Annotated in this window: 26 protein-coding genes and 2 tRNA genes; 18 read left to right on the forward strand and 10 right to left on the reverse strand. The window is 64.9% G+C overall.

What is annotated here, in order from left to right:
• From IFR23_RS10090 to IFR23_RS10110, 5 genes are all read right to left on the reverse strand, one after another.
• A complete protein-coding gene (locus IFR23_RS10090; RefSeq protein ID WP_056058260.1) occupies positions 1–888 on the reverse strand; it encodes an acyl-CoA thioesterase in 888 nt (295 codons plus the stop codon).
• A 44-nt stretch (positions 889–932) separates the two neighbouring features.
• Entirely contained in the window at positions 933–2,060 is a 1,128-nt protein-coding gene (locus IFR23_RS10095; protein WP_192975769.1) for an acyl-CoA dehydrogenase family protein, read from the reverse strand.
• A gap of 140 nt (positions 2,061–2,200) precedes the next feature.
• Positions 2,201–3,382, reverse strand: coding sequence for an acyl-CoA dehydrogenase family protein (locus IFR23_RS10100; RefSeq protein ID WP_192975770.1), 1,182 nt, complete (start codon positions 3,380–3,382; stop codon positions 2,201–2,203).
• A 164-nt stretch (positions 3,383–3,546) separates the two neighbouring features.
• Positions 3,547–5,577, reverse strand: a complete 2,031-nt coding sequence (locus IFR23_RS10105) for a 3-hydroxyacyl-CoA dehydrogenase NAD-binding domain-containing protein (protein WP_192975771.1) — start codon at positions 5,575–5,577, stop codon at positions 3,547–3,549.
• Positions 5,578–5,696: 119 nt separating this feature from the next.
• On the reverse strand, positions 5,697–6,917 hold the full coding sequence (locus IFR23_RS10110) for a serine hydrolase domain-containing protein (RefSeq protein WP_192975772.1): 1,221 nt from the start codon (positions 6,915–6,917) through the stop codon (positions 5,697–5,699).
• 193 nt (positions 6,918–7,110) lie between these two features.
• On the opposite strand from IFR23_RS10110, the gene IFR23_RS10115 reads away from it, so the two are divergent.
• The 4 genes from IFR23_RS10115 (at position 7,111) to IFR23_RS10130 (ending at position 10,563) form a co-directional block, all read left to right on the forward strand.
• Entirely contained in the window at positions 7,111–8,817 is a 1,707-nt protein-coding gene (locus IFR23_RS10115; RefSeq protein WP_192975931.1) for a class I adenylate-forming enzyme family protein, read from the forward strand.
• Between the two features lie 290 nt (positions 8,818–9,107).
• On the forward strand, positions 9,108–10,256 hold the full coding sequence (locus tag IFR23_RS10120) for an AI-2E family transporter (RefSeq protein ID WP_107962265.1): 1,149 nt from the start codon (positions 9,108–9,110) through the stop codon (positions 10,254–10,256).
• 54 nt (positions 10,257–10,310) lie between these two features.
• Positions 10,311–10,387, forward strand: a tRNA-Asp gene (locus IFR23_RS10125).
• Between the two features lie 99 nt (positions 10,388–10,486).
• A tRNA-Asp gene (locus IFR23_RS10130) sits at positions 10,487–10,563 on the forward strand.
• A 293-nt stretch (positions 10,564–10,856) separates the two neighbouring features.
• Here IFR23_RS10130 and IFR23_RS10135 read toward each other — a convergent pair.
• The 4 genes from IFR23_RS10135 to IFR23_RS10150 all read right to left on the reverse strand — a co-directional run bounded on the left by IFR23_RS10135 (position 10,857) and on the right by IFR23_RS10150 (position 12,294).
• Positions 10,857–11,057, reverse strand: a complete 201-nt coding sequence (locus IFR23_RS10135) for a DUF2842 domain-containing protein (protein WP_132739963.1) — start codon at positions 11,055–11,057, stop codon at positions 10,857–10,859.
• Positions 11,054–11,587: a 5-formyltetrahydrofolate cyclo-ligase gene (locus tag IFR23_RS10140; RefSeq protein WP_192975773.1), complete on the reverse strand. Its 534-nt coding sequence runs from the start codon at positions 11,585–11,587 to the stop codon at positions 11,054–11,056. Before IFR23_RS10140 ends, IFR23_RS10135 begins: the two co-directional genes overlap by 4 nt.
• A gap of 204 nt (positions 11,588–11,791) precedes the next feature.
• Positions 11,792–12,100 carry a cell division protein ZapA gene (locus tag IFR23_RS10145; protein WP_056048487.1) on the reverse strand — a complete coding sequence of 103 codons (309 nt, stop codon included), beginning with the start codon at positions 12,098–12,100 and terminating at the stop codon, positions 11,792–11,794.
• On the reverse strand, positions 12,100–12,294 hold the full coding sequence (locus tag IFR23_RS10150; protein ID WP_181321090.1) for a hypothetical protein: 195 nt from the start codon (positions 12,292–12,294) through the stop codon (positions 12,100–12,102). The genes IFR23_RS10145 and IFR23_RS10150 overlap by 1 nt, the downstream gene beginning before the upstream one ends.
• Before the next feature lie 144 nt (positions 12,295–12,438).
• Here IFR23_RS10150 and gap point away from each other — a divergent pair, with 144 nt between their 5' ends.
• From gap to IFR23_RS10165, 3 genes are all read left to right on the forward strand, one after another.
• A complete protein-coding gene (gap, locus tag IFR23_RS10155) occupies positions 12,439–13,449 on the forward strand; it encodes a type I glyceraldehyde-3-phosphate dehydrogenase (RefSeq protein WP_056048489.1) in 1,011 nt (336 codons plus the stop codon).
• Between the two features lie 186 nt (positions 13,450–13,635).
• Positions 13,636–14,046 carry an MOSC domain-containing protein gene (locus tag IFR23_RS10160; protein ID WP_060524688.1) on the forward strand — a complete coding sequence of 137 codons (411 nt, stop codon included), beginning with the start codon at positions 13,636–13,638 and terminating at the stop codon, positions 14,044–14,046.
• The gene (locus IFR23_RS10165) at positions 14,043–15,233 is read left to right on the forward strand and encodes a phosphoglycerate kinase (RefSeq protein WP_192975774.1); all 1,191 of its coding nucleotides are present in this window, start codon (positions 14,043–14,045) and stop codon (positions 15,231–15,233) included. Before IFR23_RS10160 ends, IFR23_RS10165 begins: the two co-directional genes overlap by 4 nt.
• Here IFR23_RS10165 and IFR23_RS10170 read toward each other — a convergent pair.
• Complete coding sequence (locus IFR23_RS10170; RefSeq protein WP_192975775.1) at positions 15,230–15,706, reverse strand: TlpA family protein disulfide reductase; 477 nt, start codon at positions 15,704–15,706, stop codon at positions 15,230–15,232. The two genes, IFR23_RS10165 and IFR23_RS10170, sit on opposite strands and share 4 nt — an antisense overlap.
• A 152-nt stretch (positions 15,707–15,858) precedes the next feature.
• Between IFR23_RS10170 and relB the strand changes: the two genes are divergently transcribed.
• The 11 genes from relB (at position 15,859) to IFR23_RS10225 (ending at position 23,761) form a co-directional block, all read left to right on the forward strand.
• Positions 15,859–16,089: a type II toxin-antitoxin system RelB family antitoxin gene (relB, locus tag IFR23_RS10175; protein ID WP_056482291.1), complete on the forward strand. Its 231-nt coding sequence runs from the start codon at positions 15,859–15,861 to the stop codon at positions 16,087–16,089.
• Entirely contained in the window at positions 16,086–16,415 is a 330-nt protein-coding gene (locus IFR23_RS10180) for a type II toxin-antitoxin system PemK/MazF family toxin (RefSeq protein WP_244655585.1), read from the forward strand. Before relB ends, IFR23_RS10180 begins: the two co-directional genes overlap by 4 nt.
• A 14-nt stretch (positions 16,416–16,429) precedes the next feature.
• Positions 16,430–17,350 (forward strand): class I fructose-bisphosphate aldolase, encoded by a 921-nt coding sequence (locus IFR23_RS10185; RefSeq protein ID WP_192975776.1) that lies wholly within the window; start codon positions 16,430–16,432, stop codon positions 17,348–17,350.
• A gap of 75 nt (positions 17,351–17,425) precedes the next feature.
• The gene (gene thiE / locus IFR23_RS10190) at positions 17,426–18,115 is read left to right on the forward strand and encodes a thiamine phosphate synthase (protein ID WP_192975777.1); all 690 of its coding nucleotides are present in this window, start codon (positions 17,426–17,428) and stop codon (positions 18,113–18,115) included.
• A 65-nt stretch (positions 18,116–18,180) separates the two neighbouring features.
• On the forward strand, positions 18,181–19,194 hold the full coding sequence (locus IFR23_RS10195; protein WP_244655586.1) for a L,D-transpeptidase family protein: 1,014 nt from the start codon (positions 18,181–18,183) through the stop codon (positions 19,192–19,194).
• A gap of 4 nt (positions 19,195–19,198) precedes the next feature.
• Positions 19,199–19,804: a M23 family metallopeptidase gene (locus IFR23_RS10200; protein WP_192975778.1), complete on the forward strand. Its 606-nt coding sequence runs from the start codon at positions 19,199–19,201 to the stop codon at positions 19,802–19,804.
• 86 nt (positions 19,805–19,890) lie between these two features.
• On the forward strand, positions 19,891–20,454 hold the full coding sequence (efp, locus tag IFR23_RS10205) for an elongation factor P (RefSeq protein ID WP_093397280.1): 564 nt from the start codon (positions 19,891–19,893) through the stop codon (positions 20,452–20,454).
• 163 nt (positions 20,455–20,617) lie between these two features.
• Positions 20,618–21,430, forward strand: coding sequence for an inositol monophosphatase family protein (locus IFR23_RS10210; protein WP_133031328.1), 813 nt, complete (start codon positions 20,618–20,620; stop codon positions 21,428–21,430).
• Positions 21,431–22,014: 584 nt separating this feature from the next.
• Entirely contained in the window at positions 22,015–22,389 is a 375-nt protein-coding gene (locus IFR23_RS10215; protein ID WP_056048518.1) for an NADH-quinone oxidoreductase subunit A, read from the forward strand.
• The gene (locus tag IFR23_RS10220) at positions 22,380–22,928 is read left to right on the forward strand and encodes a NuoB/complex I 20 kDa subunit family protein (RefSeq protein WP_056058310.1); all 549 of its coding nucleotides are present in this window, start codon (positions 22,380–22,382) and stop codon (positions 22,926–22,928) included. Before IFR23_RS10215 ends, IFR23_RS10220 begins: the two co-directional genes overlap by 10 nt.
• Positions 22,925–23,761 carry an NADH-quinone oxidoreductase subunit C gene (locus IFR23_RS10225; RefSeq protein WP_192975779.1) on the forward strand — a complete coding sequence of 279 codons (837 nt, stop codon included), beginning with the start codon at positions 22,925–22,927 and terminating at the stop codon, positions 23,759–23,761. Before IFR23_RS10220 ends, IFR23_RS10225 begins: the two co-directional genes overlap by 4 nt.
• The last annotated feature ends 16 nt before the right edge of the window (positions 23,762–23,777 follow it).

The raw sequence follows: 23,777 nt of genomic DNA on the forward strand, positions 1-23,777 counted from the left end.
TTACTGGCGCATCCTGATCAACCCCTCCTGCGCGACGCTGGCGACGAGCCGGCCATCGCGTGAGAAAATACGCCCGCGGTTGAACCCGCGGGCATGTCCGGACCACGGTGCGTCGCAGGCATAGAGCAGCCAGTCGTCGGCGCGGAAATCCTCGTGCAGCCACAGCGAATGATCGAGGCTGGCCGTCTGCAGCCCCGGCGTGATCCAGTTGACGCCGTGCGGCAGCAGCGCGGTACCGAGCAACGCCATGTCCGACGCATAGGACAGGATCGCGCGGTGCATCGCCGGGTCGTCACCGATCGGTGCGACGAGGCGGAACCAGTTGGCATGCGCCGCGGGCTGCGGAACGGGCTCGATCCAACTGCGCGGGTTGACCGGACGGATCTCGATCGGCCGCTGGCGCAGCATGTGCGCGCGGAACTTCTCGGGGATGCCGTCGATGCTCTCCAGGCGCAGTTCGCGATCGGAGCGCAGGTCTTCGGGCGGGGCGACATCGGGCATCGCGTCTTGATGATGGAGGCCGTCCTCCGGCGTCTGGAACGACGCCGCCATGTTGAGGATCGGCTGCCCCTTCTGCATCGCGATCACGCGGCGGGTGGCGAAGCTCCGCCCCTCGAAGTCGCGGACGACGCGGTAGACGATCGGGTAGTCCTCGTTACCCGGCCGCATGAAATACGCGTGGAGGGAATGCGCGGCCTTGGGGGCTTCCGTCGAGCGTTGCGCGGCTTGGAGAGCCTGCGCGATCACCTGCCCGCCGAACACGCGGCCGACCCCGCCCGGCTGGCGCTTGCCGACGTAGAGATCGGTATCGACCTCCTCGATCTCGAGCAGGTCAACGAGCCCCTGCGCGAGTGCTTCGGGCGACGTATCGGCAGTATCCAAGCTCATCTGACCTCCGTGTTCACCCGCCTTCGCGGGGACACAAGTTCTGGTCAATACCCCGCCGCTACCGCCAGCCGATCCGCATGGAAGTTCGCATCCCCGAACATCTCAGCCAGCACCCGCGCGCGCTTCATGTAGAAGCCGATGTCGTATTCGTCGGTCATGCCGATACCGCCATGCATCTGCACGCCTTCCTGCACGCTGAGCGTTGTCGCCAGCGCGGTCATAGCCTTGGCCACCGACACCGCCTCGTCCGCGCGGTCGCTGCCGAGATCGAGCAGTTGCTGCGCCTTGAGAACGGCGGCCCGCGCCACCTCCATCTCCGAATACAGATGCGCGGCACGGTGCTGGAGCGCCTGGAAGCTGCCGATCAGCGTCCCGAACTGCTTGCGCTCCTTCATATAGCCGATGGTCATGTCCATCGCCCCACCACCGACGCCGAGCAACTCGGCCGACGCCCCGGTCCGACCTGCGCGCAACAGGCGATCGAGCGGCGTACGACCGGCATCGACCTCGCCGATCACCGCATCAGCGTCGACCTCGACTCCTTCGAACTCCAGCCGAGCAGCGAGGCTCGAATCAGCAAGGCGTTCGGCGTTCGCGGTCAGCCCGGCAGCATCCTTCGGCACGGCGAACAACGTGATGCCATCCTTGTCGTCGGCACTACCGCCGGTACGCGCGGCGACGATGATCAGGTCGGCGGTGTGGCCGTGCGTAACGAAGCGCTTCGCGCCGGTCAGCTTGAACCCGTTGCCCGAGCGTTCGGCGGTCATCGCCACGGTGTCGCGGTGCTTGGCGCCCTCGTCGATCGCGAGTGCCGCCACGGTCTCGCCGGCGATGATCCCCGGAAACCAGCGCTCCGCCTGCCCCGTACCCTTAAGCGCTTCGACTGCGGCAACCGCGGTGGAGAGGAACGGGGAGGGGGACAGGTTGCGCCCGATCTCCTCCAGCACCACGCCCGCCTCGACATGGCCGAGCCCGAGCCCGCCCTGGTCCTCGCCGATCAGGATGCCGGTAAAGCCCATCTCCGCGAACTGCTTCCATAGTTCGCGCGAGAACCCGGTCGCGTCCTCGGCGTCGCGCAACGCGCGCATGTGGCTGACCGGCGCGTGCTCTGCGACGAAATCGCGGATGGTGTCCTGCAGGACGGTCTGGTCGTCGTCTAGATACAGTGGCATTTCAGGGTACTCCGTCGCCCCGAAGACTTCCGTCACCCTAGCGAAAGCTGGGGTATCATGCGGCAGGGGGGCGTTCCGTTACGGGGAGACCCCAGCTTTCGCTGGGGTGACGTGCTGGGGGCGGGTTGCGAGAGTTTGCGTCAGGCAGGCAATTCCAGGATCCGCTTGGCGATGATGTTGAGCTGGATCTCGCTCGTCCCGCCCTCGATCGAATTCGCCTTGGTCCGCAGCCACGACCGCGGGATCGCCCCGCCACGCGACCGATCGCTGTCCCATTCGAGCGCATCCGACCCGCCCGCCGCCATCATCAATTCGTACCGACCCTTGTTCAGCTCGGTACCGTAATATTTCATCATGCTCGGCTGGGCCGGATGCGCCTTGCCCGCCTTCAGCTCGTCGATGAACCGCTCGGACATCGCCCCGAACGCCTTCGCGCGCACCTCGAACAGCGCGATCGACGCGCGCAACAGCGGATCGGCCAGCCGCCCGTCATGCCCGAGCCCGACGGTCGCGATCGCCCCGTCGATCAGCGGATTGCCGCCGCTCGACGCCAGCCCCATCCCCGAGATCATCTCGCGCTCATGCCCGAGCAGGTATTTCGCGACGTCCCAGCCCTTGTTCTCCTCGTAGACGCGGTTGACCTTGGGCACTTCGACATTGTCGAAGAACGTTTCGCAGAACGGCGAATTGCCGCTGATCAGCAGGATCGGCTTGGTCGACACGCCCGGTGAGGCCATGTCGAACAGCACGAAGCTGATCCCGCCCTGCTTCGAGGTCTTGTCGGTGCGGACGAGGCAGAAGATCCAGTCGGCCTTGTCGGCGTAGGAGGTCCACACCTTCTGGCCGTTGACGAGATAATGATCGCCCTTGTCCTCCGCCGAGGTGGCAAGCCCGGCAAGGTCCGACCCCGCATTCGGCTCCGAATAGCCCTGGCACCAGCGGATCTCGCCGCGCGCGATCTTGGTGAGGTGGTCGAGCTTCTGCCCCTCGGTACCGTATTTCAGCAACGCCGGCCCGAGCATCGAGATCCCGAACGAATTGAGCGGGTTGCGCGCCTTTATGGCCGCCATCTCTTCGCGCAGGATTTTGGTCTCAGCAGGTGACAGGCCACCGCCGCCATACGCCTTGGGCCAGTCGGGGACGGTCCAGCCCTTCGCCGCCATCTTGTCGAGCCACTCCTTCTGCGCGGGGCTCGAAGGCTTGAACTGACGCCCGCCCCAGCAGACGTCGTCCTCCGAGCGCACCGGCTTGCGCATCTCGGGCGGGCAATTCTCCGCGAGCCACGCGCGGGTTTCGGTACGGAAGGTGTCGAGGTCGGTCATGAGCGCATCCTGTCCTCTGTTATCTGTCATCGTCTCGTCCGCTGCCTCGTCTCCCGTCACCCCAGCGAAAGCTGGGGTATCCCCCTTGGCAGTCGCTGCGACCCTAAGGGGAGATCCCAGCTTTCGCTGGGATGACGGGGCTTGGGATGGGCGGGCAGTAGAAGTTACTTGATCTTACCGGCGGTTGCGGCTGCATCCTTCAACGACTTGGCAACGGTGAACCCGTATTTCTCCAGCCCGGCCACGACCTTCGCCAACCCCTCGGACTGCGCCCAGAACATCGGGCCGCCGCGGTATACCGGCCAGCCGTAGCCGTAGATCCAGACCACATCGACGTCTGACGCACGCTGTGCCTTGCCCTCTTCGAGTATCAGCGCGCCTTCGTTGACCATCGTGTAGAGCGTCCGCACAACGATTTCCTCGTCGCTGATCTCGCGCGGCGTGACGCCCGACTTCTTGCGGAAATCGTCGATGATCTCGGTGACGCGCGCAGAGTTCGACGGCGTCCGCTTCTCGTCGTAATCGTAGAAGCCCGCCTTGGTCTTCTGACCCCAGCGATTCTCCGCCGCGAGGGCGTCGCGGATGTTCTCGATCCGGCTCGGGTCGCGGTGCCAGCCGATGTCGACGCCCGCCAGATCGCTCATCTGGAACGGCCCCATCGGCATCCCGAACGCGACATGGACCTTATCGATCTGCTCCGGGCTCGCGCCTTCCAGCAGCAGCTTGGTCGCCTCGACCTGACGCGGCATCAGCATGCGATTGCCGATGAACCCGTAGGTGACGCCCGCCACCACGGCGACCTTCTTGATCTTCTTCGCGAGCGCCATGACCGTCGCCAGTACGTCGTCGGCGGTCTTGTCGCCGCGCACCACCTCGAGCAATTTCATCACGTTGGCCGGCGAGAAGAAGTGCATCCCGACGACGTCCTCGGGCCGCTTGGTGCACGCCGCGATCGCATCAATGTCGAGGTACGACGTGTTCGACGCCAGGATCGCGCCCGGCTTGGCGATCGCGTCGAGCTTGGTGAAGATCTCCTTCTTCACCTCCATCGTCTCGTAAACCGCCTCGATGATCAGGTCGCATTCCGCCAGATCGACGAAGTCCAGAGTTGGCTTCAGCGCGCCCATCGCCTGCTCGACCTGCTCGGGCTTCATCCGGCCCTTGGCGGCGGTCGCCTCGTAGTTCTTCCGCACGACGCCGGTGCCGCGGTCGAGCGCGTCCTGCTGCATCTCGACAATCGTGACCGGGATGCCCGCGGACAGGAAGTTCATCGAGATGCCGCCGCCCATCGTGCCCGCGCCGATCACGCCGACGCGCTTGATCTCGCGCAGCTTGGTGTCGGCGGGGACGTCGTCGATCTTGGCGGCCTGGCGCTCGGCGAAGAAGATGTGGCGTTGTGCGGCGGATTGCACGCCGGTCATCAACTTCATGAATTCCTGGCGTTCGAAGGCGATACCTTCCTCGAAGCTGGAGCCGTCGGCGGCCTTCTCGACGCAGGCGATGTTGGCAGCCGGCGCGTCGAAGTTACGGAAACGACGGGCGTTCTCCTTCTTGAACGCAGCCACGGCATCCGGATCGGCCTGCGCGGTTTTCTCGGACGCGCGGGGCAGGGGGCGCTTGGTCGCGATCTCGCGTGCGAACGCGACGGCATCGGCTTCGAGTGAGTCCTCGCCGACGATCTTGTCGATCAGCCCGGCGTCGAGCGCCTTCTTCGCCGAGATCGGATCGCCCTTCGCGGTCATCTCCAGCGCGAGCTTCGCCCCGGCGATCCGCGGGATGCGCTGCGTGCCGCCCGCACCAGGCAGCAGGCCGAGCTTCACCTCGGGCGTACCAATCTTCGCCGAAGGGACGGCGACGCGGTAATGGCAGCCGAGCGTCACTTCGCAGCCGCCGCCGAGCGCGGTGCCGTGGATCGCCGCGACGACGGGCTTCGACGACGCCTCTATCATGTCGACGACGGCGGGCAGGCCGGGCTCGACCATCTCCTTGCCGAACTCGGTGATGTCCGCGCCCGCGAAGAACGTGCGGCCATCACAGCGGATCACCATCGCGGTGATGCTGTCGTCGTTCACGCCTTCCTTGATCGCCGCTTCGAGGCCCTGCCGGACCGCAGCACCGAGCGCGTTGACGGGAGGGTTATTCGAGATGACGACGAGCACGTCGTCATGGCGTTCGGTGCGGATCGGGCTGGTCATGGAGTCTCCTGTGTTTTGAATGTCATGCCAGCGGAAGCTGGTATCTCCTCGTAATTGGGAGACCCCAGCTTTCGCTGGGGTGACGGGGAAGTTTGGGCTGGGTCAGGCCATTCGATTGCTCAGGTCATCGCGGCGTAGATCATCGTCTTCAGTTCGCGGCGGATGGGATAGAAACTGCTCGGCGAGAGCTGCGTCATGAACACCATCGACAGGCGCTCGACGGGGTCGACGAAGAACGCGGTCGAGAACATCCCGCCCCAGTAGAACTCGCCTTTCGACCCCGGCACCATCGTCTTCGCGACGTCGTCCGTGATCGCGAACCCGAGCCCGAAGCCGGTACCGGCGTTCGATGCCTCGCTGAACAGCGACTTCGACATCGCCGCGAGATCGGATTTTCCGGGCAGGTGGTTCTGCGTCATCAGGTCGAGCGTCTTGCGTCCGAGGATGCGTGCGCCGTCCAGTTCGCCACCGTTCAGCAGCATCGTGTTGAAGCGGTGGTAATCGAGCGCGGTCGAGACGAGCCCACCGCCGCCGGACACGAGCTTCGGCTGCCGGCTCCAGGCGCTCTCCGCCCCGCGATCGTACATCACGCGGCCCTTGCCGGGCGCAAGCGTGTAGCAATCGGTCAGGCGATCGAGCTTGTCGGCCGGAACCTGGAAGAAGGTGTCGTCCATCTTCAGCGGTGCGAAGATGCGCTCTTTGAAGAACTGGTCGAGCGGCAGGCCCGACACGCGCTGCACGACCGCGCCGAGCACGTCGGTCGCGACCGAATAATTCCACGCGGTGCCGGGCGAGAATTCGAGCGGAATCTTCGCCAGCGCGCCGATGAAGCCGTCGAGGTCATACCCGCCATGCCAACCCTCGATCTTGCCCTCGCGGTACGCGGCATCGACGTTCGACCGGTTCTGGAAGCTATAGGTCAGCCCCGAGGTGTGGCGGAGCAGGTCGACCATCCGCACCGGTTCGGCGGTTGGCCTGGTCACGAACGGCACGCCGCCGCCACCGCCATCATAGACGCCGATATCCTTGAACTCGGGCAGCACGTGGTGGACCGGCGTATCGACCGCGACGAGGCCCTGTTCGACCAGCATCATGAACGCGACCGAGGTGATCGGCTTGGTCATCGACGCGATCCGGAACAGCGACCCTTCGTCGACGCTCTTGCCGCCCTCACGCGCCGCGCCCGCATTCGAGAAATGGACGATCTCGCCGTCGCGCGCGATCAGCAATTGCGCGTTCGGCAGTTTGCCCGAATCGATGTACCGCGTCTGGAGCAGCGTATCGATCGCCGCCAATCGGCTCGCATCGAAGCCATGCGCCGCAGCCTTGGCGATTCTCATGATTCGATCGTTCCCGCCATCACTCGCTCCATACCCCTAGTTCGAACTCGGTGCCTCTATTGCCTTGAGTGCGGCAGGAATCAACTATAACCTGTCTTCGAACAGGCGATAAGCCAAACCCGAAATTCAACTCTGGAGTCAACCGGTCTTGGCAAGCGAACCGATCATTGCACTCGATCCCTCCTGGCCGGCGATGTCGCTCGCCGATGCCGAGCGAATGCTGACCGCGCCCGGCGCGAAGTTCGAGATGGAGATGCTGACGATCGACGGCATCGAGACGCGCATCTGGAAGAACGCGCCGCCGTCGTTGCGCTGGCTGGCCGAGGCGGCGCGCGCGCATGGCGAACGGGTCTTCACGGCGTATGAGGATGAGCGCGTCACCTACGAGGCGAACTTTCGGGCGATCGCGGTGCTGGCGCACCGGTTGCGCGAGATGGGGATCGGCCCCGGCGACCGCGTCGCGCTGGCGATGCGCAACCTGCCCGAATGGCCGGTCGCGTTCTTTGCGGGCGCGAGCATCGGCGCGATCATGGTGCCGCTCAACGCGTGGTGGACCGGCGCGGAGATGGAATATGGCCTCGCCGATTCTGGCGCGCGCGTGCTGATCACAGATGACGAGCGGCATCATCGGCTTGAGGCTGCGTATGCGACGCTGCCGGCGCTGGAGCATGTGTTCGTCGCGCGCGCGGCGGAAGCGCTGACGGGGATCGTGACGCGGCTCGAGGACGTGATCGGGACGCCGCACGACTGGGCTGCGCTACCCGACGTAGGTCTGCCCGAGGCGACCATCGCATCCGACGACGATGCAACGATCTTCTACACCAGCGGCACCACCGGCGCGCCCAAGGGGGCACTTGGCACGCACCGCAACATGATGTCGAACATCCTGTCGGGGGGGTATTCGTCGGCACGCTCGTTCCTGCGCCGCGGCGAGGCACCGCCCGAACCGACGCCGCGCGTGACGCTGACGGTGATTCCGCTGTTCCACGTCACCGCCTGCTCGGCGGGAATGATGGGGGTGATCGCGACCGGCAGCACGATGATCTTCATGCGCAAATGGGACACGATCCGCGCGATGGAGATCATCGAGCGCGAGAAGGTCAACATCACCGGCGGCGTGCCGACCATCGCGTGGCAGCTTCTGGAGCATCCCGACCGTGGCCGCTACGATCTCTCCTCGCTCGAATCGATCGCCTATGGCGGCGCGCCCGCTGCCCCCGAACTGGTGAAGCGCATCCATGCCGAGTTCGGCGCGATGCCCGGCAATGGCTGGGGCATGACCGAGACGATGGCGACCGTCACGCATCATGGCGGCGAGGATTACCTCAACCGCCCGACCAGCGCGGGACCTCCGGTCGCGGCGGCCGACCTGAAGATCGTGGCGGACGACGGCGTGACCGAGATGCCTCCGGGCGAGGTCGGCGAACTCTGGGCGCGCGGACCGATGATCGTGAAGGGGTACTGGAACAAGCCCGACGCGACCGCCTCGACCTTCGTCGACGGCTGGGTGCGGACCGGCGATCTCGCGCGCCTCGACGACGAAGGATTTTGCTACATCGTCGACCGGGCCAAGGACATGATCATCCGCGGCGGCGAGAACATCTACTCCAGCGAGGTCGAGAACGTCCTCTACGCGCACCCCGCAGTAACCGACGCGGCGCTGATTGGCATCCCGCACCGGATCCTCGGCGAGGAGCCGGCTGCGGTGGTCCATCTCGCACCGGGGGCGGTGACGACCGAGGCGGAGTTGCAGGGCTGGGTGCGGCAGCATCTGGCAGCGTTCAAGACGCCGGTCGCGGTACGCTTCGTGCATGAGACTTTGCCGCGGAATGCGAACGGGAAAATCCTGAAGAAGGACCTGCAGGTGCTGTTCGAGGACCGGGTGGGGGTGTCGGCGTAGGAGACCGTACCTGATACTGCTCCGTCATCCTGACGAAGAGCGGGGGGCTTGGGATCAAGACATGATCGGACATGCTGCGGTCTTTTCGAGGAATTCCATCGCGCTGGCGCCGCGCGCGGCTTGAATGCCGACCGCGTTTACGGGATGGGAGTGGCAAAGGAATTGCCATGACGGACGAGGGTCTTCGCCAGGAAACGCACCAGCCGGGGGGCGGGGACGGCGTCGTTGCGGAAGGTCCGCCGGCCGAGAGTGCGTTCGGGCTGCCGATCGCGGTCGGGGTCGAGGATGCGATGCGAATTGCGCAGCGTCGCGATCGGTTGCTCGCGGCGTTGACGCTGACCGCGGGTGTCGGGCTGATCCTCGCCACGCCGTTCGCGCTGAAATCGGGGGCGGAGTTTTTTCTGCCGCTCACCATCGCGCTCGTTATTTCCGTGGCGCTCGTGCCGGTGCTGGAATGGCTCGAGCGGCGTCACGTACCGTCGCCGCTGGCCGCGATATTGTGTCTGCTGGTGTTCCTGATCGCGGCGAACATCGCGATCGCCGCGATCCTCGTGCCTGCGACCGACTTCTTCCGCCTGCTGCCGACCCGGTTGGACCGGATCCAGAGCAACCTCGCACCGCTGCTCGATTTGTATTCGAGCCTCGAGAAATACGTGAACAAGACGCTGCGGCAGGTCGCATCGACGCCGATCAAGCAGCCGGCGACCGCAGGGGTCGCCGCGCCGGGGTCGATCCTCGAACTTGCGGCGACGTCGGCGCCGGCCGTGATCGTACAGTTCCTGTTCGGCGTGCTGATCGTGTTCTTCTTCCTCTCGGGCTGGACGCGGATGCGGCGGCAGACGATCACTGGGCGGACCAGTTTCGACGGCGCGATGGCGACGGCGCGCGTGATCCAGGACATCGTCGACGACGTGTCGGCGTACCTTGGCACGATCACGCTGATCAACATCGTGCTCGGGATCGTCACCGGGACCGCGCTGTGGTTTATCGGCATGCCGTATCCGGCGATGTGGGGCGGGATCGTCGCGCTGCTCAATTACATCCCGTATTTCGGGCCGGTGATCGGTGCGTTCCTGCTCGCGCTGGGCGGGCTGATGACGTTCTCGGACATCTGGATGGCGATGCTGCCGCCGGCGCTGATGTACGGGCTGCACCTGGTCGAGGCGAACGCGATCACGCCGTTCGTGGTCGGGCATCGGCTGACGATCAGTCCGTTGCTGATCCTGATCTCGCTGAGCTTCTGGGGATGGGTGTGGGGCACGTCGGGCGCGTTGCTCGCGGTTCCGCTGCTGATCATCATCCAGACGATCGTGAAGGCCGCTGGCAAGCCCGACATCGCCGGCTTCCTGTTCGAGCACGGGACGCTGGTGCAGCCCAAGACCGGGCGAAATCGCCGTCGTGGCGACCCGCCCGAGGCACAACGTGAAACTGGCGGATAATTTGGGTTGACGGTATCCGAACCCTCGCCTAGTTGCCGCCTCCACGCTGTTTCAGCGGGTGTAGCTCAGTTGGTTAGAGCGCCGGCCTGTCACGCCGGAGGTCGCGGGTTCGAGTCCCGTCACTCGCGCCATCGTTTGCCCTGACCGGGTAGATGGTTCGAGATAGTGTTGAGGTTTTGACGAGCCTTCCCGCGTGCCCCTTGGGGGCGCTAGGGTTCGTCATTGGGAATGCGGGTGTAGCTCAGTTGGTTAGAGCGCCGGCCTGTCACGCCGGAGGTCGCGGGTTCGAGTCCCGTCACTCGCGCCACCCTGTAGGGTGGGCGAGACCCTTCAAAGTTTTGGATGCTGCGAGCATCCAGTCCCACCGCTTGGTCAGGACCATTCCTCCACCCATACCGTTCGTGCTGAGTAGAGACCGAGTAGCTCAGTCAGGATCGTATCGAGGGCTCGTATCGAAGCATGGGTTCCGTTGCGCTAACCTTTCCTTCGATACGCCCCCTCGATACGCCGCTACGCGACTACTCGGTGGCTACTCGGGACGAACGGTAGGGGGGGCGAACGGAGCGCGTCGGTTCGTGGGAGACGGCAGGCGGGGCTGGGTTACCGCCCGAGTTCCATCCAGCGCAGTACCGGCTTCAGCGGTGCTATCCAGATCAGGCCGGTGAACAGGTAGAATACCAACTGCGCCAGCCAGTGCCAGCTGCCGACGATGTTCGACAGGCTGACAATGGCCACGCACCACACCAGGATCAGGAGCAGGATGCCGAGCATGCCGACGGGTTTGCGCCAGGTTGGCGTCATGGCGTGATCCAGTCTGATTCGGTGGCGATGGCGTGGAGCGGGACGTCCCACGGGTCTGGAGTCAGCGTGTCGACTTCCTGCACCGACAACGCAACCCCGACGCGCCACGCGTTCGGGTGGGCAAGGAAGGCGCGGTCGTAATAGCCGGCGCCCTGGCCGATCCGGTTGCCGCTGCGATCGAAGCCGACGAGCGGCGTCAGGATGATGTCGGGTTCAAGTTCTGCGGCGTCTTCGGCGGGCTGGTGCAACCCGAATGGCCCGGCGATCAGCGCCGCCTCGGTAGCCCAGGGCAGGAAGCGCATCGGCAGCGAGCGGCGGACGACATGGGGCAGGGCGATGACGCATCCGGCATCGACGGCGGCGCGCGCAAAGGGCGAGGGGTCCGCTTCTCCCCCGAACGGGACATAGGAGGCGACCGTCAGTCCGGGTTTCAACCTTGCCAGAAACGCCGACGGCACAGGAAGCTCCACGGGCGGGCGAGCTTCCCGCGCGGCGCGTAGCGAGGCTCTCAGCGCGCTCTTGTCGGTCATGCGCTTGTGACCCTGAGATAGGGGAAAGATGGTGGTGTGGCGGGCCCACCATGGCCGTGTGCCGGGTTATCCACTGACGCACGGTACGTCAGGTGGGGACCATATGCTTCGGACCAGGATCCTAACAGGGACAGCCCCCTATGGATGATGAATAGCCTCAGGGATAATAAAGGCTCGTACCGGGCAGAACCCGCCACAGCCAATCTAGGCGTTCGGAGGGCTTAGCTCAAGGGCTTGTGCAAGGCCTTCGAGACGATCTGCGATCCGCGTCAGTGCGATCTCGCTGACCGCCGAACCTTCGGGTGGCCGGTGCGCGGCTTCGTCGAGGTCGTCGGCGAGCATCAGCGCGACAAACAGCATCGCGCGCTCGGCGCTGAGGCCGCCCGCCGCGCGGTCCGCGGTGGCCCAGCGTTCGGCGACCATCGCGCCCAGCAGGCGCACGCGCGACTCTTCGCCGTCACGGCAGGCGACTGCGTGGGGACGACCGCCGATATCGAGCATGACCTGGGCCATCAGTTGGGGCTCCCGCGCGTGATGACGTCGTCGAGCGCGGCGACGGCTTCGGCCATCCGCGCCTTGAGTGCAGCGTGGCGCTTGGCGAGCGCGTCGCCGGCTTCGGTGCGGGCTGCAATGGCGGATTCGATCCGTGCGATCGCGGCGTCGATCCGTTCGACGGCAGTTGGTCCGTCGGGAAGTGTTTCTGACATGCCATGCGAGATAGCATGGACGGGGGGTGCGACAAGTCGGTTTAGGCGAAACCCATCACCATCCACGGTGTTGACAGGGCGCCCCACCGCCCCGCAAAGGCTGCGCGCCCGGAACGGACTCGCGGGCGTAGCGGAGAGACAGCAATGACGGTCAAGGTTGCGATCAACGGTTTCGGGCGCATCGGCCGTCTCGTCGCCCGTGCGGTACTCGAACAGTCGAACGGCGCACTCGAACTCGTCGCGATCAACGATCTCGGCGATGCCAAGTCGAACGCCTGGCTGTTCAAGCGCGACAGCGTGCACGGCAAGTATCCGGGTGAGGTTTCGGCCGAGGGCAACGAGCTGGTCGTCGACGGCAAGCGCATCCGCGTCACCGCCGAGCGTGACCCGGCGAACCTGCCGCACGCCGAGCTGGGCGTCGACATCGTCCTTGAATGCACCGGCTTCTTCACCGACAAGGCGAGCTGCCAGAAGCATCTCGATGCGGGTGCCAAGAAGGTGCTGATTTCGGCACCGGGCAAGAACGTCGACCTGACCGTCGTCTACGGCGTCAACCACGACAAGCTGACCGCCGAGCACACGATCGTCTCGAACGCGTCGTGCACCACCAACTGCCTCGCGCCCGTCGCTAAGGTGCTGAACGATGCGATCGGCATCGAGCGCGGCCTGATGACGACCGTGCATGCGTACACCAACGACCAGAAGATTCTCGACCAGATCCACCCGGACCTGCGTCGCGCGCGTGCTGCGGCGATGTCGATGATCCCGACCACGACGGGGGCCGCGCGCGCGGTTGCCGAAGTGTTGCCGGAGCTGAAGGGCAAGCTCGACGGTTCGGCGATCCGCGTGCCGGTGCCGGACGTTTCGCTGATCGATCTGACCTTCACGCCGTCGCGCGATACGACGCGTGAAGAGGTGAATGCGGTGCTGAAGGCGGCCTCCGAGAGCGGCCCGCTGGTAGGCGTGCTCGACTGGTCGGACGAGCCGCTGGTGTCGATCGATCTCCAGCATACCCCGGCGTCGTCGACGATCGACAGCCTCGAGACCGCGGTGATCGACGGCAAGCTGGTTCGCGTCGTCAGCTGGTACGACAACGAGTGGGGCTTCTCGAACCGCATGGTCGATACGGCTACCGCGATGGCGAAGTTCATCTGAAGGTAGACGGACGCTGCGTTCCATTCCCCTAGTCCGTCATCCCAGCGAAAGCTGGGATCTCCCCGTTCGGGTCGCGGCGTCCGCCAATGGGGATACCCCAGTTTTCGCTGGGGTGACGGCATAGTGGGTGTGTCGACAGTTGGCACGATCGCCGGGATCGCCCGCCACGCCCGCGCCAAGGGCCCGATGGAGGTCATCGACGATGTCGAGATCACCATCGAGGCTGGCTTGCACGGCGACTTCCGCGGTCGCGTGAAGCCCGGTGGCAAGGGGCGGCGGCAGGTTACGTTGCTCGAACGTGGCGACTGGGACGCCGCGATGGCTGAAGTCGGGCGCGATATTCCGTGGTACGAGCGCCGTGCGAACCTGCTCGTCGACGGCTTCGATCTTCCCCAGATACCCGGCACGCGGCTGCGCATCGGCGCGGACGTCGTGCTGGAGGTGACGCGTCACACCGATCCGTGCGACCGCATGGATGCACTGGCGCCGGGATTGTTCGCTGCGCTGACGCCGGACTGGCGGGGCGGGGCCTGTACCCGAGTTTTGATGGGCGGCAGAATCGCCGTCGGTGATGAGATCAGGATCGAAGAACCATGACCAAGCCATTCAAGACGCTCGACGATATGGGCGATGTCCGGGGCAAGCGCGTGCTCGTGCGCGAAGACCTCAACGTGCCGATGGCCGAGGGTCGCGTCACCGACGACACCCGCCTGCGCGCGACCGTCGCGACGGTTGGCGAGCTTGCCGACAAGGGCGCGATCGTCCTCGTCCTCGCGCATTTCGGCCGTCCTAAGGGCGTGCCGAGCCCCGAATTCTCGCTGTCGCAAGTCGTGAAGCCGTATAGCGAAGTACTCGGCCGTGAAGTCCGCTACATCGACTGGGAAGGGGCGGATAATGCCGTCGCTACGCTCGAACCCGGTGACATTGCGGTACTGGAGAACACGCGCTTCTTCGACGGCGAGGAGACCAACGACGCGGCGGTCGTCCAGCGGTTTGCAAGCCTTGGCGATCTCTACGTCAACGATGCCTTCTCCGCCGCACACCGCGCGCATGCCTCGACCGAGGGTCTCGCGCACGTCCTACCCGCCTTCGCCGGTCGCGCTATGGAAGCCGAACTCGATGCGCTCCAGAAGGCGCTCGGCGAACCCGAGCATCCGGTCGCGGCGGTCGTCGGCGGCGCCAAGGTGTCGTCGAAGCTCGACGTGCTGCGGCATCTCGTCACCAAGGTAGATCATCTGATCATCGGCGGCGGCATGGCGAACACCTTCCTCGCGGCACGCGGCGTCGATGTCGGTAAAAGCCTTTGCGAGCATGAGCTTGCGAGCGTTTGCGAACAGATCATGGAAGCTGCGGACAGGGCGAACTGCACGGTCCACCTGCCGTACGACGTCGTGGTCGCCAAGGAGTTCAAGCCGAACCCCGCCACCCGCACCGTCAACGTCCACGAAGTCGCCGCCGACGAGATGATCCTCGACGTCGGGCCGGCCGCCGTCGAGTCGCTCGGGGACGTGCTCAAGAATTGCCGCACGTTGGTGTGGAATGGTCCGCTCGGTGCGTTCGAGACGCCGCCGTTCGACAAGGCGACCGTCGCGCTCGCCAAGACCGCTGCGGCACTCACCGAAGGCGGATCGCTCGTCTCGGTCGCCGGCGGTGGCGATACGGTTGCGGCGCTCAATCACGCTGGCGTCGCGGACGCGTTCACGTTCGTATCGACGGCAGGCGGCGCATTCCTCGAGTGGATGGAAGGCAAGGACCTTCCCGGCGTCGCGGCGCTGACGCGTTAAGGCGCCGGTTCCCGCAGCAACGGGACCAGCAGGGTATTGAGTTCATTCAGGTCGAACGCGCCGGCTTTCGCATAGCGAACCACGCCGGCGCGATCGATGATGTTGGTGGGGAGGGCGCCCATCACCGCGAACGGCCCCTTGATTCGCCGCGCCGACGGGATCGTCATCGCCGCGAACAGGGGTTTCAGTTTCGACGCAGGCACCGAGTCCTCCGTTGCCACCGCGAACACGCGCAGGCCGTTGTCCTTGCGAATGCGGTAATAGCTGTCGAGCAGCGGAAGCTCTGCCTTGCACGGCCCGCACCATGTGGCCCAAAAGTTCAGGACGACGACCTGCCCGTGCAGAATGGCACTGCGCACCTTGGTTCCGTCGATCAGCGTCAGTTCGAACGGCGGCGCCGGTTCGCCCAGTTTTACCGAGGCCGTCGCGGCGGAGGCGGTCATGATCATCGCGCATGCGACGATGCCTTGCATGATCTTCATTGGCCCGCCCCTGTGCCGCCCGCCCCGTATTTCGAGAGTGTCGGCGTCGAAAGATCCAACGTCAATCGCTAGGTTAGCAGCCCAGCCGGGGTTGATCCTCAACACCCGCCCGCCTATGTTTAACACGTTAAACGGAGACTCGGATGCTTGGCGTCAGGCTCGATAGCGAACTCGAAGAGCGACTCGCGGCGGTTGCGCGCACCCAAGGGCGCAGCAAGAGCGATATCGCACGCGAAGCCGTGCGACGCTATGTCGAACGCCACGACGAGGCATTCCTGGCGGAGGCACGGCGTCAGTCGCTCGCGGCGGCTGATCACGATAGGCAGGCAGGTGAAGAGGATTGGGACGCACTCATCGGGGCGCCCCCTGCATGAAATTCGTCCGCGGTATGATCGTCGTCGGAGCGGGCAAGGGCGATTTCTCTGGCAAGCCGCGCCCCTTTCTTGTGGTCCAATCAGACCTTTTTGTAGATCACACGACGGTTTCTCTGTGCCCGCTGACCAGCGTCATTAGCGGGACGAACCTGTTTCGCGTGTCGCTCGAGGCATCGGCGGAAACCGGCCTCTTTCGCGATAGCGAGATCCAGATCGACAAGGTTGATACGGTCGACCGCAACAAGATCGTCAAGATTATTGGTACGATACCCATCACCACCATGACCCGAGTCGACGACGCACTGCGCCGTTGGCTCGAACTTTAAGACAGGATTTCAGCATGACTTCCACGATCACTCCCCAAGTCAAAACCATTCTCGACAAGTACGAAGCCACCAGCTCGGCGGTGAAGTCGAACCTCGCGCGCATCCTGATGCAGGGTAAGCTGGGCGGCACTGGCAAGCTCGTGATCCTGCCGGTCGACCAGGGGTTCGAGCATGGCCCGGCGCGCAGCTTCTCAGTCAATCCGGCGGCGTACGACCCGCACTACCACTATCAGCTCGCGATCGACGCGGGGCTCAGTGCCTATGCCGCGCCGCTCGGGATGCTCGAAGCGGGGGCGGATACGTTTGCCGGGCAGATCCCGACGATCCTGAAGTGCAACAGCTCGAACAGCTGGGCGACGACGATCGATCAGGCGGTGACGGCGACGGTGTCGGACGCGGTGCGGCTCGGGTCGGCGGCGATCGGCTTCACGATCTATCCGGGCGCGGACCAGTTCTTCGATCTCGTCGAGGAAATCCGCGAGTTGAGCGAAGAGGCGAAGTCGGTCGGCATCGCCACGGTGATCTGGTCGTATCCGCGCGGCGGCGAGCTTACCAAGGACGGCGAGCTCGCTTTGGACGTTGGTGCCTATGCCGCGCACATCGCGGCGCTGCTCGGCGCGCACATCATCAAGACCAAGCTGCCGACCGCGCATATCGAGCAGAAGGAAGCCAAGCCGCTTTACGCGAACACCGACTGGTCGAAGCAGTCGGATCGCGTGAAGCACGTCGTCCAGTCGAGCTTTGCCGGACGTCGCATCAACGTCTTCTCGGGCGGCGCGTCGAAGGGCGAGGACGCGATCTTCCAGGACGCGCGCGACATTCGCGACGGCGGCGGCAACGGCTCGATCATCGGCCGCAACACCTTCCAGCGTCCGCGCGACGAGGCGCTGGCGATGCTCGACCGGATCATCCGGATCTACAAGAACGAAGAATAAGCCTCGGTTTGCCTGCACGTCGCTTCGGTCATGCGCCGGGGTGACGTGGCGGGTATGAGCAGCTAGGGGGCGGACATGACCGAATTCGAAGATCCGCTGGGCCCGCTCGATCCCAATTTCGCCGAGAATTTCCGCCGCGACATGCGTCGGCCGGCTTGCCAGCTTTACCTGGTGTCGCCGCTCGAGTGCGGGGGCGACTTTCCGGAGCGTCTTGCTCGGGCGCTTGATGCTGGCCCCGTGGCGGCGTTCCAGTTCCGCGTGAAGGATATCGACCAGCATGCGGCGGCTGCGCTGGGCGAGCCGTTGCGTGCGATCTGTGCCGAGCGTGATGTCGCGTTCATCGTCAACGACGATATCGGGCTGGCGAAGCGGCTCGACGCGGACGGCGTGCATCTCGGGCAGGACGATGGCGATCCGCGCGAGGCGCGGGCGCAGCTCGGCCCCAATGCGCAGATCGGCGTGAGCTGTCACGGCAGTCGTCATCTGGCGATGGAAGCGGGCGAGGCTGGGGCCGATTACGTGGCGTTCGGGGCGTTCTATCCGACGACGACGAAGGTCGCGACGCATACCGCCGAGCCGGTGATCCTGTCTTGGTGGTCGACGCTGTTCGAGATGCCGTGCGTCGCGATCGGCGGGATTACGCCGGAGAATGCGGCACCGCTGGTGGCAGCCGGTGCTGACTTCATTGCGGTGTCGAGCGCCGTTTGGGGTGGCGACGAGGTCGCTGCGATCAAGGCGTTCGGCGAGGTTCTCGCGAAGCGCTGAGCCGTTGGAAACAACCGTCGTCCCGACCGTTTGATGCAGCAGCGTAACGGTTTGGGATGATGGGCATGACGGCATTTGCGATGAAGGCTTCGGTTCTTGCGGCCTGCCTGCTGGGTGCCGCGTCGCCAGCGGTAGCGCAGACCGCGCCCGCCAAACCCGTACCGATCGATCGCAATATCCTGCACGTGCAGGTGATCCTCGACCATCTTGGTTTCGGGCCGGGCGTGCTCGACGGGCGGGGCGGGCAGTCGCTGGTCGCTGCGCTGAAGGGGTTCCAGGAGGCGAAGGGGCTGTCGATTACTGGCAAGCCTGACGCGCGGACGTTGCAGGCGCTGTATCCGTACCGCGCTGCTCGGCCGACCGTGACGGTCGCGCTGACGCCGGAAATGCTGGCGGGGCCGTTCGTCAATCCGTTCCCGAAGGATCCCGCCAAGCAGGCCGAGCTCCCGTCGCTGGGTTACAAGAATGTCATGGAGAAGCTTGGCGAGATGTTCCACACGACGCCGGCGGTGATTGTGGCACTGAACTCGCCGACGACGAAGCTGGCGCCGGGTACCAAGGTCGTGTTCCCGAACGCGTTGCCATCGTCGCGCGCTTATGATCCGAAGCTGAAGCCGGACTGGATCGCGACGCTCACCATGCTGAACGTCGATGCGAAGCAGCCGCAGGCGGATCATGTCGTGGTCGACAAGTCGGATGGCGTGCTGCGCGTGCTCGATGCGAACGACAAGCTGATCGCGCAATTCTCCGCGACGATGGGTTCGAGCCACGATCCGCTGCCGCTCGGCACGTGGACGATCAAGGGTTCTGATTACAACCCGAAGTTCCACTTCAACCCGGCGCTGTTCTGGGATGCGAAGAAGGGGCAGCAGAAGGAGATGTTGCCGCCGGGGCCGAACGGTCCGGTCGGGGTCGTCTGGATGGACCTTTCGAAGGAGCATTACGGCATCCACGGCACGCCGAACCCCGAGACGATCGGACGTGCGGAGAGCCATGGCTGCATCCGCCTGACCAATTGGGATGCGGCGCGATTGTCGATGATGATCAAGCCGGGGACCAAGGCCGTGTTCCAGGCCTGAGGCGATGACGCGGACGTTCTGGATCATTCTCGGGCTGATCGTGGTGGCGATCGGCGCGTTCGCCTCGATGGTGTCGTTCGGCAGCAGCGGTAGCGGCATCGAGCGGCGGGTGCCTTGGCGCAAGCCGGTGCCTCCCGCCGAGGTCGCTGCTGTTACCGTGACGCCAGGCATGCTTGCTGTCCCGGTGGCGGGCGTCCCACGCAAGGCGATAGCGAATAGCTGGAACGATGCGCGGGGAGGCGGTCTGCGCGGCCATCACGGGACCGACATTATGGCACCAAGTGGGACGCCGGTCCTCGCGGCCGCGCCGGGACGGGTCGAGAAGCTGTTTCAGAGCGGGCTTGGCGGCATCACGCTTTACGTCCGCTCGCCCGACCGCCGCTGGACCTATTATTATGCACATCTTTCCGGGTACGCGGCCGGCATACGCGAGGGGATGGCGGTCAAGGCGGGCGATACGCTCGGCTATGTCGGCGACACCGGCGATGCGGGGGCGGGCAATTACCACCTGCACTTCGGGCTGACCAAGATGCAGCCGGGGCAGCGCTGGTGGCAGGGCGAGAACGTGAATCCCTACCCTATGCTTGCCGGAAGGGGGTCGTCCCGCTAAAGCCCGCCGCTTCGGGTTTCCGCAGAGTTATGCCCCAGGGTTATGCTTCGCGGACGGCCCCTAGCTCTTTCCAGCAGGAATCGGTCATGAAGATCAACGCGGTCGAGATTCGTCCCGGCAACATTCTTGAATATGAGGGCGGCATCTGGCGCGCCGTCAAGATTCAGCACACCCAGCCCGGCAAGGGCGGTGCCTATATGCAAGTCGAGATGAAGAACCTCATCGACGGCCGCAAGAACAACATCCGCTTCCGTTCCGCCGAGAGCGTCGAGAAGGTGCGGCTCGAGACCGTCGACTTCCAGTTCCTGTTTCGCGAGGGCGACATGCTCACCTTCATGGACAAGATCAATTACGAGCAGATCTCGCTCGATGCCGACATCCTAGGCGACGCCGCGGCGTTCCTGCAGGACGGCATGGACGTGGTGATGGAGCTTTGGGAAGAGCGGCCGATCTCGGTCCAGTTGCCCGACACGATCGAGGCGCTGATCGTCGAGGCGGATGCCGTTGTTAAGGGGCAGACTGCCTCGTCTTCGTATAAGCCTGCCGTGCTCGAAAACGGTGTGCGCGTGATGGTGCCGCCGCATATTGGTGCTGGCACACGGATCGTGGTCGATGTCTACGAGCAGACCTACGTTAGGCGCGCGGACTGACAACTGCTCCCCCTCCCGCAAGCGGGAGGGGGCCGGGGGGTGGGCGCCCGCCCTCCATGGTACGCGACGATACTGGCGCGAACTATTTCGATGCCGCGCGGCGATGATAGCGCGAGCCCACCCCCGACCCCTCCCGCACGCGGGAGGGGGGAGATAGAATACAATGGCTTCCCATTCCGGCATCATGACCGTCATCGAGCGCGCCGCCCGCAAGGCCGCGCCGCGCCTGCGCCGCGACTTCAACGAGGTCCAGCAGCTCCAGGTGAGCCGCAAGGGTCCGGCCGACTTCGTCAGCCAGGCCGACCAGCGCGCCGAGCAGACGATCTTCGAAGAACTTTCGCACGCGCGTCCCGACTGGGGCATGCTGATGGAAGAGCGCGGCGAGGTCGAGGGTGACCCCAACAAGCCGCGGTTCATCGTCGATCCGCTCGATGGCACGTCGAACTTCCTCCACGGCATCCCGCATTTCTGCATCTCGATCGCGGTCGAAGAGCCGATGCCTAACGGCAAGCGTGAAGTCACGACTGCGCTCGTGTATCAGCCGCTGACCGACGAGAGCTTCTGGGCGGAGAAGGGGCGGGGTGCTTGGCTCACCGACCAGCGTCTCCGCGTGTCGTCGCGGCGTGATTTGTCCGAATCGCTGATCGCGACGGGGATTCCGTTCCTCGGTCATGGCGACTTCGCGCAGTGGAGCCGGATTTTCGGCGCGGTTGCGCCTGAGGTTGCGGGGATCCGTCGTTTGGGCGCTGCGGCGCTTGACCTGGCTTGGCTTGCCGCGGGCCGGTTCGACGGGTTCTGGGAATCGAACCTGAAGCCTTGGGATGTTGCGGCTGGCATGTTGCTCGTGAAGGAGGCCGGCGGTTTCGTCACCGACTTCCGCGGTGGCGATCGTGCGATGGAGCGTAACGAGTTCCTCGCTGCGAACGATGCACTGCACTCGCGTCTGCACAAGCTGGTGGCCGGCGCACTGCGTTAAAGCGGATGACCAATCCTCCCCCGCAAGGGGGAGGTGGCAGGCGTTTGCCTGACGGAGGGGGAGGAACGAGCAACGGTTGTTCCGTGTCTTCCCCCTCCGTCACCTTCGGCGACACCTCCCCCTGGCGGGGGAGGATCGTGAGGTCGGGCCTCGTTAGCGCGCAGTCCGTCATCCCGCGCTTTTTCCGGCATCCACTCGCGCACAATTTCGTCCCTCGTTTGTTTGCGGTGCCGGGGGACCTCAGAACTACTCGGTGTACCCCCTAGAGCAGAAGTTAGCTTGTCTCCCCGCGAAGGCGGGGATCCAGACTGGGCTCCCGCCTTCGCGGGAGAACAAGGAGGCGGGGACTGTCGTTCGAACGCGGCGTCGTCTTTGCTTCTCAGCAAGGCGCCGAACACGTCCGAGGTGACGGATCGGTATCGGCGACGTCATGGAGCGCCAACGCTCGTGCGCGCCAGGTAACGCATGTTTCCCGCGACCCCAGCCCCTCCACTTGCGAGTGATTCTCACACCCTCCACGCCTTGCCCATCACCCCCCATCGGCCTAAAGCGGCCCCGTTCCGTTCGCACTTGCGAGAAGCAATTTGGTCGACCTGTCGCACTATCTTCCGATCCTCCTGTTCCTCGGGATCGCCATCGCATTGTCGAGCACGTTCGTGTTCCTGCCGATGGCCGTCTCGCGCCTCACGGGGTCACACAAGCCTACGCCTGAGAAGCTCAGCGAATACGAGTGCGGCTTTCCCGCATTCGAGGATCCGCGCAGCCAGTTCGACGTACGCTTCTACCTGATCGCCATCCTCTTCATCATCTTCGATCTCGAGGCCGCGTTCCTGTATCCCTGGGCCGTCTCGGTCTTCACGCTCGGCTGGACCGCGTGGATTTCGATGATGATCTTTATCGGCGAATTGGCCCTTGGCCTCGTCTACGCATGGAAGAAGGGAGCACTCGATTGGGAGTAGAGCTTCAGCCCGCACCCGGTTCGCCCAGTTCGCTGGTGCCACCCGACCAGGGCTTTTTCGACGGATTGAACGGTGAGCTGACGGACAAGGGTTTCCTCGTTACGTCGACCGAGGAGCTGTTCCAGTGGGCGCGTACCGGCTCGCTGTGGTGGATGACGTTCGGGCTCGCTTGCTGCGCGGTCGAGATGATCCACGTCAACATGCCGCGCTACGATCTCGAGCGCTTCGGCGCCGCACCGCGCGCGTCGCCGCGCCAGTCGGACGTGATGATTGTCGCCGGCACGTTGTGCAACAAGATGGCCCCGGCACTCCGCAAGGTCTACGACCAGATGTCGGAGCCGAAGTACGTGATCTCGATGGGATCATGTGCGAACGGCGGCGGCTATTATCATTACAGCTACAGCGTCGTCCGTGGCTGCGATCGGATCGTGCCGGTGGACATCTACGTCCCCGGGTGCCCGCCGACGGCTGAGGCTTTGCTGTACGGCATCATGCAGTTGCAGCGGAAGATCCGGCGGTCCGGGAGCATCGAGCGTTGAGGGCTCCCGCACCAGCTTACACGTCGAACGACGGTGTGATCGACAGCGCCCGCGCGGCGCTCGGTGGCATGCTGCTCGACGCGGTCGACCATGTCGGCGAAGTCGCGCTGCACGTTCGTCGCGAAGACCTGTACGACGCGATGATCGCGCTGCGCGATACGCCGGGGCTTGCTTATCAGCAGCTCATGGAGATCGCCGGCGTCGACTATCCGGATCGCGCAGAGCGGTTCGAGGTCGTCTATTGCATGCTGTCGCTGACGCGGAACCATCGCCTGCGCGTGCATGTCGCGACGGACGAGGAAAAGCCGGTGCCGTCGGTGACGGACATCTGGCCGGTCGCCGGTTGGCTCGAGCGCGAAGTGTACGACATGTACGGCGTGCTGTTCAGCGGCAATCCGGACCTGCGCCGCATCCTGACCGACTATGGTTTTCGCGGCCACCCGCAGCGCAAGGACTTCCCGCTGACCGGGTATGTCGAGCTGCGCTATTCGGAAGAGTCGAAGCGCGTCGTGTACGAGCCTGTGCAGCTTGCGCAGGATTTCCGTACGTTCGATTTCATGAGCCCTTGGGAGGGCGCGAACTACGTGCTCCCCGGCGACGAGAAGGGCGCATTGCCCGAGGCCAAGGGTGCTCCGACGCCGCTCAAGGCCGACACCATCGTCAAGGCGGATGCGGCGCAGTCGCCGACGCAGGCGCCGACCGAACCCAAGAGCACCGAGTCGACCGCGCAGACGGGCGCCGGCAAGTCGGAGTCCGACGCGACGCCGAAGCCTGCGAACCCCGACGTGGTCCCGACCAAGGGTGCCAATGCTAGCGGGGGACAGAACCAGTGAGTCTGTATGTCGAAGA

Origin of the sequence: Sphingomonas sp. CFBP 13603, assembly GCF_014892665.1 — a bacterium.
Classification (GTDB): domain Bacteria; phylum Pseudomonadota; class Alphaproteobacteria; order Sphingomonadales; family Sphingomonadaceae; genus Sphingomonas.

What these genes read in the sequence shown, in the direction of transcription:
- IFR23_RS10090 (WP_056058260.1), bottom strand. Translation starts at nt 888, where the DNA reads ATGAGCTTGGATACTGCCGATACGTCGCCCGAAGCACTCGCGCAGGGG.
- IFR23_RS10095 (WP_192975769.1), bottom strand. Translation starts at nt 2,060, where the DNA reads ATGCCACTGTATCTAGACGACGACCAGACCGTCCTGCAGGACACCATC.
- IFR23_RS10100 (WP_192975770.1), bottom strand. Translation starts at nt 3,382, where the DNA reads ATGACCGACCTCGACACCTTCCGTACCGAAACCCGCGCGTGGCTCGCG.
- IFR23_RS10105 (WP_192975771.1), bottom strand. Translation starts at nt 5,577, where the DNA reads ATGACCAGCCCGATCCGCACCGAACGCCATGACGACGTGCTCGTCGTC.
- IFR23_RS10110 (WP_192975772.1), bottom strand. Translation starts at nt 6,917, where the DNA reads ATGAGAATCGCCAAGGCTGCGGCGCATGGCTTCGATGCGAGCCGATTG.
- IFR23_RS10115 (WP_192975931.1), top strand. Translation starts at nt 7,111, where the DNA reads ATGTCGCTCGCCGATGCCGAGCGAATGCTGACCGCGCCCGGCGCGAAG.
- IFR23_RS10120 (WP_107962265.1), top strand. Translation starts at nt 9,108, where the DNA reads ATGCGAATTGCGCAGCGTCGCGATCGGTTGCTCGCGGCGTTGACGCTG.
- IFR23_RS10135 (WP_132739963.1), bottom strand. Translation starts at nt 11,057, where the DNA reads ATGACGCCAACCTGGCGCAAACCCGTCGGCATGCTCGGCATCCTGCTC.
- IFR23_RS10140 (WP_192975773.1), bottom strand. Translation starts at nt 11,587, where the DNA reads ATGACCGACAAGAGCGCGCTGAGAGCCTCGCTACGCGCCGCGCGGGAA.
- IFR23_RS10145 (WP_056048487.1), bottom strand. Translation starts at nt 12,100, where the DNA reads ATGGCCCAGGTCATGCTCGATATCGGCGGTCGTCCCCACGCAGTCGCC.
- IFR23_RS10150 (WP_181321090.1), bottom strand. Translation starts at nt 12,294, where the DNA reads ATGTCAGAAACACTTCCCGACGGACCAACTGCCGTCGAACGGATCGAC.
- gap (WP_056048489.1), top strand. Translation starts at nt 12,439, where the DNA reads ATGACGGTCAAGGTTGCGATCAACGGTTTCGGGCGCATCGGCCGTCTC.
- IFR23_RS10160 (WP_060524688.1), top strand. Translation starts at nt 13,636, where the DNA reads ATGGAGGTCATCGACGATGTCGAGATCACCATCGAGGCTGGCTTGCAC.
- IFR23_RS10165 (WP_192975774.1), top strand. Translation starts at nt 14,043, where the DNA reads ATGACCAAGCCATTCAAGACGCTCGACGATATGGGCGATGTCCGGGGC.
- IFR23_RS10170 (WP_192975775.1), bottom strand. Translation starts at nt 15,706, where the DNA reads ATGCAAGGCATCGTCGCATGCGCGATGATCATGACCGCCTCCGCCGCG.
- relB (WP_056482291.1), top strand. Translation starts at nt 15,859, where the DNA reads ATGCTTGGCGTCAGGCTCGATAGCGAACTCGAAGAGCGACTCGCGGCG.
- IFR23_RS10180 (WP_244655585.1), top strand. Translation starts at nt 16,086, where the DNA reads ATGAAATTCGTCCGCGGTATGATCGTCGTCGGAGCGGGCAAGGGCGAT.
- IFR23_RS10185 (WP_192975776.1), top strand. Translation starts at nt 16,430, where the DNA reads ATGACTTCCACGATCACTCCCCAAGTCAAAACCATTCTCGACAAGTAC.
- thiE (WP_192975777.1), top strand. Translation starts at nt 17,426, where the DNA reads ATGACCGAATTCGAAGATCCGCTGGGCCCGCTCGATCCCAATTTCGCC.
- IFR23_RS10195 (WP_244655586.1), top strand. Translation starts at nt 18,181, where the DNA reads ATGACGGCATTTGCGATGAAGGCTTCGGTTCTTGCGGCCTGCCTGCTG.
- IFR23_RS10200 (WP_192975778.1), top strand. Translation starts at nt 19,199, where the DNA reads ATGACGCGGACGTTCTGGATCATTCTCGGGCTGATCGTGGTGGCGATC.
- efp (WP_093397280.1), top strand. Translation starts at nt 19,891, where the DNA reads ATGAAGATCAACGCGGTCGAGATTCGTCCCGGCAACATTCTTGAATAT.
- IFR23_RS10210 (WP_133031328.1), top strand. Translation starts at nt 20,618, where the DNA reads ATGGCTTCCCATTCCGGCATCATGACCGTCATCGAGCGCGCCGCCCGC.